At 54.7% G+C, this 6,941-nt stretch carries 5 protein-coding genes; 3 read left to right on the plus strand and 2 right to left on the minus strand.

What is annotated here, in order from left to right; genetic code table 11:
* Together FHR87_RS18440 and FHR87_RS18445 are read right to left on the minus strand one after the other, a co-directional pair.
* Positions 1–959: alpha-amylase family glycosyl hydrolase (locus FHR87_RS18440; RefSeq protein WP_246336110.1), on the minus strand; the 959-nt coding region annotated here is incomplete at its 3' end.
* 360 nt (positions 960–1,319) lie between these two features.
* Positions 1,320–2,933 carry a carbohydrate porin gene (locus FHR87_RS18445; protein ID WP_183168237.1) on the minus strand — a complete coding sequence of 538 codons (1,614 nt, stop codon included), beginning with the start codon at positions 2,931–2,933 and terminating at the stop codon, positions 1,320–1,322.
* 203 nt (positions 2,934–3,136) lie between these two features.
* Between FHR87_RS18445 and FHR87_RS18450 the strand changes: the two genes are divergently transcribed.
* From FHR87_RS18450 to FHR87_RS18460, 3 genes are all read left to right on the plus strand, one after another.
* A complete protein-coding gene (locus tag FHR87_RS18450; protein WP_183168238.1) occupies positions 3,137–4,432 on the plus strand; it encodes an MFS transporter in 1,296 nt (431 codons plus the stop codon).
* 75 nt (positions 4,433–4,507) lie between these two features.
* On the plus strand, positions 4,508–5,986 hold the full coding sequence (locus tag FHR87_RS18455) for a glycoside hydrolase family 32 protein (RefSeq protein ID WP_183168239.1): 1,479 nt from the start codon (positions 4,508–4,510) through the stop codon (positions 5,984–5,986).
* An 81-nt stretch (positions 5,987–6,067) separates the two neighbouring features.
* Positions 6,068–6,941, plus strand: an 874-nt coding sequence (locus FHR87_RS18460; RefSeq protein ID WP_183168240.1) for a LacI family DNA-binding transcriptional regulator, incomplete at its 3' end; no start/stop codon positions are given.

A 6,941-nucleotide genomic window follows, 5' to 3' on the forward strand; every position in this document is an offset into this window, starting at 1 on the left:
TAGTCGAAATTGAAGGCCTGCTGCATCTCATCGGGGCGAATGTACTTGGGTCTGGACTGCGTGCCGACCACCGCTTCGGCCACCATCATGCGCTCGCCCGGGTACTCGTTCAGGATGCGCCGCCAGGAACGATAAATTTCGTGCACACCGTCCTGATCCCACATGGGGCCGACCAATATGCCATTTTCCTTTTTGATCTCGGCATCAGGCAGGCCGGCGGCCTTGACCAGTCCTTGCGATACATCGACCCGGAAACCATCGATGCCACGCTCCAGCCAGAAGCGTATGATGCTTTCGAACTCCGCACGTACCTCTAGATTATCCCAGTTCAAGTCAGGCTGCTTGGTATCGAACAGATGCAGATACCATTGCTTCTCGCCCGGGACTCGATCCCAGGCAGAATTCCCGAATACGCTCTGCCAATTATTGGGAGGCAACTCACCATTCTCGCCTCGTCCATCGCGGAAGATATAGCGAGCGCGCTCAGAGCTGCCAGGTGGCGATTTCAGTGCAGCCTGGAACCAGGCATGCTCATCGGAAGTATGGTTGGGTACCAGATCGACAATTACCTTCAACCCTTTGGCATGAGCGCTCTGAAGCATTTGCTCAAAGTCATTCAAGGTGCCGAACAGCGGATCGACAGCACGATAATCAGCTACATCGTAGCCACCATCGGCTTGAGGCGAGCGGTAGAAAGGAGACAACCAGACGGCATTCACACCCAAACTAGCCAGGTAGGGCAACCGTGAAGTAATGCCAGGTATGTCGCCCATACCGTCGCCATTGCTATCGGCAAACGAACGTGGATACACCTGATAGATCACAGCGTTGCGCCACCATTCCGTTCCACTATTGACTGCTTGAGAGTTGGCTGCATAAGCGCTGTCATGAAGCGTAGCCAGAGATAAAGCTATAGCGGTCATCAACGTGGAACCCATGAATTTACGACGTGAAAACATATAACACTTCCTATTGTTGATATTATTGGTAAGCAATATGTGCGCTTTATGCATAACACTTTATTTAAAGTGTGTGCGAGACGCTCGCTAAATCAAACGTGGCAATTAACGGCTAGAATCCGGAATGTCATATTTGGAAATATTCTGTAGATACAAACTACATGCATAAGAGTTTTTCCTTCTTGTTATTTTCAGCCTTATCATTCAACTATTTTATTTTTAAGGAAAATTTTTATCTCCCTGCAAGATGGATAAAAATATCGGTATTCAAGTATCAACTCAGCTTAAACTAGTTAACGTTAACTTATAGGCTTTACTTTAATTCGGCAAGCCTCTTTTTAAAATTTATCAAGAGTATGCCTAGAACCAGGTTTCCATTTGCACTCCGAGCTGCCAGACGCCACCGGATTTGAAATTCTTCTGGCCAAAATCATCGGTGCTACTGAAGTTGTCGAGGTTTTTTGACCAATTCATATAGGTGGCGAATAGACGCAGCTCAGGACGAGTGAAAAAATCTCCCGTTTGTGCCTTGAACGTGGGCGCAATAGTGACCTTCCAGAAATCACCGTCGGCTTTCTGCCGACCATCGTAGCCACGTGCATCGATGTCCATGGTCTGCCAGGTGAACTCGTAGAGCATTTCAAAATTGCTGTTTATCTCATTGGCCAGGCGCGTATTGAACGTCAAATAGCGGTAGTCGTCGTTGGGTACATAGCGATCCTGGCTACGCTCGGTAACCACCGAAGGTGCAATACGCCAATCCTTGTGCAGACGGCCCTGGCCATAAAGTGCCAGACGCAGCGTTTGTGCCTTGTCCAGCAGATCGCCATCGGCAGCGATGTTACCGACTTCGGCCCCCAGTCCCTTGCCATACAACAACGACGTCTTAAAGAAACCTTCACGGCCAAAAAAGTCCGGCTGCGAATAGGTGAACATGCCATGCCAACCCTTTTCACCCGGCTTGAACCCTGCCCTGTTCAGGCGATGGCTATTGCCGGATTCATCTTCACTGCTCTTTTTCAGCTTGCCATCATTCTGGCCCGAAGAGATTCCACTGAGCATGAGTTGCCAACGATCATTATCAAAAAACTGATTGACGGTGGCGACATAACTCCTGACATCCTTGCCGTTTTCCATGCCGAAGTCGCCGTAGGAACGCCCCATCAGCGAGACGTTCAGACGCCAGTCCTGGGTCGGGCGTATGTCGTAGATGCCTCCCCCCGTTCCGGCAAGGAAAACAATCCCTCTATCGAGCCAATGAATATCGTAATTATCTCGATCGAAACGTTTGCCGGCCCATATAGTGGCATCCCGTAGCATGGGAGTATCCTGGAACGAAGCCAGATGGCTGAGCTCGGAATACACCTGCCGCACATTGAGCGAGCTTTGTGTCGAGGTCCAATCGTTGGGCGTTTCTACACCGTCGGCAAGCACGAACATGTATTTCGAACGGGTACCGTTATCAGCCTGGCTTTCTTTGGAAAACTTGGCCTCCACATAGGTATCCGGCTCGTTGCCAAGCCGGCCGATGGCTCCGCCTACCGAGCCTGCCGGGGTCATATTGACACCGCCGCGACCGGCATCCCCCTGATTCGTTATCGTACCTGAACGAGCATAGGCACCAAATTTGAAACCATCATCCAGAGCCTTGACCGCCTCGACTGTCGAGGCCAGCGTCGAGGAACGGGTCTCCAGAGATTGCTGACGTGCCTCGATCCGGGCAACCCGTTCGTTGAGCGTTGGTTGCGTAGGAGCAGATGAGCGAACGGCCAATTGCTGATTCATGTGTTTGAGCTCCTGACGCAGCTGCGCTGCATCGGCTTCGGCTGCTGCGGCGCGCACCTCGGCTGCCGCAGTCCTGGCTTCAAGTCTGGCCAGGCGTTCTTCGATGCTGAGTGCCGGTGCGGCAAGAAGGTGAGTGGAGAAAAAAAGCAATGAAAAGCCAGCCCATGGCCGACAGGCCGAAGCATTCATAGGTAACCTCTTATTCTTGTACTTTGAGTACTGCCAGGACGCACGCAAAGATCCGCAATCAGCAATCGGCCATGCCTGGCCTCCGTACCAGGACGCGGTTATAGCCATGCATCGGTAATAACGCTTGACAGCGGGCCAACAAACGTAGCGTAATCCGCCTCGGATGTTAACGTTATCTCAAATAAAAACAAGAGGCTTATAAAATGCATCTACCTGCAAAGCGCGAGTACTGGCTCGTCAGTGGTCTGCTGTTCTTCTTCTTTTTCGCTTGGTCATCCAGCTATTCGTTATTTTCCATCTGGCTGCATCGGGTCATCGGTCTGAACGGTACGGAAACCGGTTTTATCTTTGCCACCAACGCCATTGCTGCCCTGCTCATCCAGCCATTTTATGGCGCCCTTCAAGATCGCCTGGGCCTATCCCGGAAACTGCTGGTCTGGATCGGGATACTGCTTGTCGCCGCCGCGCCCTTCTCGATCCATGTGTACGCCAGCCTGCTGGCTCAAAACGTGGTGCTGGGAGCCCTGATCGGCGCGGCTTTTCTAGCGTTCGCCATGCTTGCCGCCGTAGGCGTCATCGAATCCTATACCGAGCGGCTGTCGCGCCATGGCGGCTTCGAGTTCGGTATCACGCGGATGTGGGGGTCGCTGGGCTGGGCGGCGGCGACCGGAGTGGTAGGCGTGGTATTCAATATCGATCCGGACATCGCTTTCTATATGAGTAGTGCGTCTGGAATCATCTTTCTACTGATTCTGTCTCGCCTGGATCTGAAGGCGTTCGACCAAGTGGATACGCATGCTGCTGGCGAGCACAGCGCCCCAGTGGCTACAGGCGATATTCTGAAGTTGCTGCGCCTGCCACGCTTCTGGGCGTTCGGCCTGTTTCTGACCGGCGTTTCCGGAATTTACATGGTCTATGAGCAGCAGTTTCAAGTGTACTTTGCCTCGTTCTTCCCCACCGCCGCGGAAGGAATCCGCGCCTACGGCTACCTGAATTCGTCGCAGGTACTTGTCGAGGCCCTGTTTATGCTGTTCGCGCCGTGGCTAGTCAACCGTATCGGTGCCAAGCATGGGTTGATACTGGCGGGTACCGTCATGTTCGTGCGCATTCTCGGCTCGGGGCTGGCGCTGGACGTCTGGACCATTGCCGCCTGCAAGATGCTGCATGCCCTGGAGGTTCCCATCCTGCTGGTCGCCGTCTTCAAGTACATCGCCTTGAATTTCGATCCGCGGTTGTCGGCCACGCTCTACCTAGTCGGCTATCAGTTCGCTCAGCAGTTGACCGCCATGCTGCTGGCGCCTGTCGTGGGCTATGGCTACGACCACTTCGGCTTCGCGAACGTCTACCTATTGCTGGCCGGACTGGTGGGCGGCTGCTTGTTGCTGTCATGGTCGTTGCTGCGTGCGGACCCGCCCCGTCTCGATTTATCGACAAAAATGCCGCCCGCCTCCCAGGAGTTGCTGCCCTTGGCACACATGGCCAATCGTCTCGAGTCCTAGCCAGGCTCCCTCCGCCATCCTCCTATATGTGGGGATGGCGATTTTCAACGAATTACATTTGATGAGAAGCACTCTATGTACACAGCACTGCTGGATGAAGCGCACCACGCTATCGAAAAGACCCTGCCAGAACGTAGCGACGATTACCGTCTCGCCTATCACTTGGCACCTCCAGCCGGCTGGATGAACGATCCGAACGGCCTGGTCCATTTTCGTGGCGAATATCATGTCTTCTATCAACATCATCCCTATTCGCCGCAGTGGGGACCGATGTACTGGGGACATGCCAAGAGTACCGACCTGGTTCACTGGGAGCACTTGCCCATTGCCCTGGCACCTGGCGATCCCTATGACCGGGATGGTTGTTTTTCCGGATCGGCCGTGGTGGTAGAAGATACGCTCTACCTGATCTACACCGGCCACATTTGGCTGGGCGACTCCGGCAATGAAGAGCAAGGCATCCGCCAGGTTCAGTGCCTGGCCAGCAGTAACGACGGTATCAACTTCACCAAGCATGGCGCCGTGATCGAAGCAGCGCCACATCCGGACATCGTTCACTTCCGTGACCCTAAGGTCTGGCAGCGCGATGGCCAATGGTGGATGGCGCTCGGTGCTCGCCTGGGGGACGATCCGCAATTACTGCTGTACCGCTCGCAGGACCTATACCACTGGGATTATCTGGGCTGTGCCCTGACGGGGCAGCGGGAAACCGATGGCTATATGTGGGAATGCCCCGATGTATTCACCCTCCAGGGGCGTGAGGTCTTCCTTTATTCACCGCAAGGCCTGGAACCTATCGGCTACGAACACTGGAACAGATTCCAGAACGGCTATCGCCTGGGTCGACTGGACGAAACCGGCGGCTTTACACCAGCAACCGATTTCCACGAAATCGATCATGGCCATGATTTCTATGCCGCTCAAACGTTGCTGGCACCGGATGGGCGCCGCCTGCTCTGGGCATGGCTGGACATGTGGAACAGCCCCATGCCGAGTCAGGCTCATCAGTGGTGCGGTGCGCTATCGTTACCCCGTGAACTTTTCTTGGAAGGTGACCAGTTACGCATGCGCCCGGCCCGCGAGCTGACGGCGCTGCGCCAATCCGGCCAGGCTCTGACGATTGGCTCGCTCGAAGCCCAGAGCCAGGTGCTGGATATTCGCGGCGCCTTGCTGGAGCTTGAGTTCGGGCTGGAGCTGACCGGCAGCACTGCCGAACGATTCGGTCTGGCCTTGCGTTGCAGCGAGGATCGAGGGGAACAGACGCTGGTGTATTTCGATGCCATGGCTCGCCGTCTGGTACTCGACCGGCAACATTCGGGAGCGGGAGTCGAGGGCATTCGCAGTGTGCCCGTGGCACCGGCACAAACCCGGATCGCCCTGCGGATATTCCTGGATCGCTCATCGATTGAAATCTTTGTCGACGATGGCGCCTATAGTCTCAGCAGCCGGATTTATCCACATCCCGACAGCCTGGGTATCAGTGCCTTTGCCGTCAACGGCCGGGGGATATTCAAGGAGGGATACGCCTGGCAACTAGCGGATCTCAAGCTTTGAAAGCTTCATCCGTACCCGGTTGTCATACTTTTTTGCCGAGTATGACATCATCTGCAACTGGACAGGCAGCGGCACTTGCATATGGCTTCGGTTAAGGATGTCGCACGGCTCGCGGGAGTTTCCGCCATGACCGTGTCCAGGGCGATCAACAGCCCTGAAAAATTGCACCGGGAAACGCTGGTAAAGATCAACCGCGCCATCAAAGCCTTGGGCTATGTACCCGACCTGTCCGCTCGCAAGATCCGAGGTGGGCACTCTAGTAGTAAGACCATCGGGGTTTTCGCACTCGACACGGCAACCACCCCCTTTGCTGTCGAAATGCTACTTTCGCTGGAGAGTACTGCCCGGGAAAACGGCTGGAATCTGTTCATACTCAATGTATTTGAAGATCCACCGCCGCCCCAGATCATCGATTTGATGCTGTCGCACCGACCGGATGGAATCGTCTTCAGCGCCATGCAGCTGCGTACGGTGGAAATTCCGCCGGCGCTGCGCAGCAAGCCATTGGTCTTGAGCAACTGCATAAGCACGGAACCTGATATTGCCTGCTATATCTCGGATGATGAAGGCGGCCAGTACCAAGCGGTGCGACAGGCACTGCAACGTGGTTACCGGCGTCCGCTATGTATCAACCTGCCACATCACTGTCTGGCCTGGAAACTACGTCAACAAGGCCTTTTGCATGCGTGTACAGAGGCCGGGATTGCCCCGGACGATATCCGGCAATACAACATATCCACCGACGATGCCTATGAAGAAACGATTGCAGAGCTGGAACGTCAGTTGGGCATGTCGCAGCATGCCAAGCCAGACTTCGACCTGCTGATCTGCGGTAACGACCGTATTGCCCTGGTCGCCTACCAATACCTGCTCAGCCGTGGCCTGCGTATTCCTGCCGATATAGCAATACTCGGCTACGACAACATGGTAGGCGTTGCCGAGCTGTTCTATCCAC

It is taken from the genome of Azomonas macrocytogenes, from assembly GCF_014191985.1.
GTDB classification, from domain to species: domain Bacteria; phylum Pseudomonadota; class Gammaproteobacteria; order Pseudomonadales; family Pseudomonadaceae; genus Azomonas; species Azomonas macrocytogenes.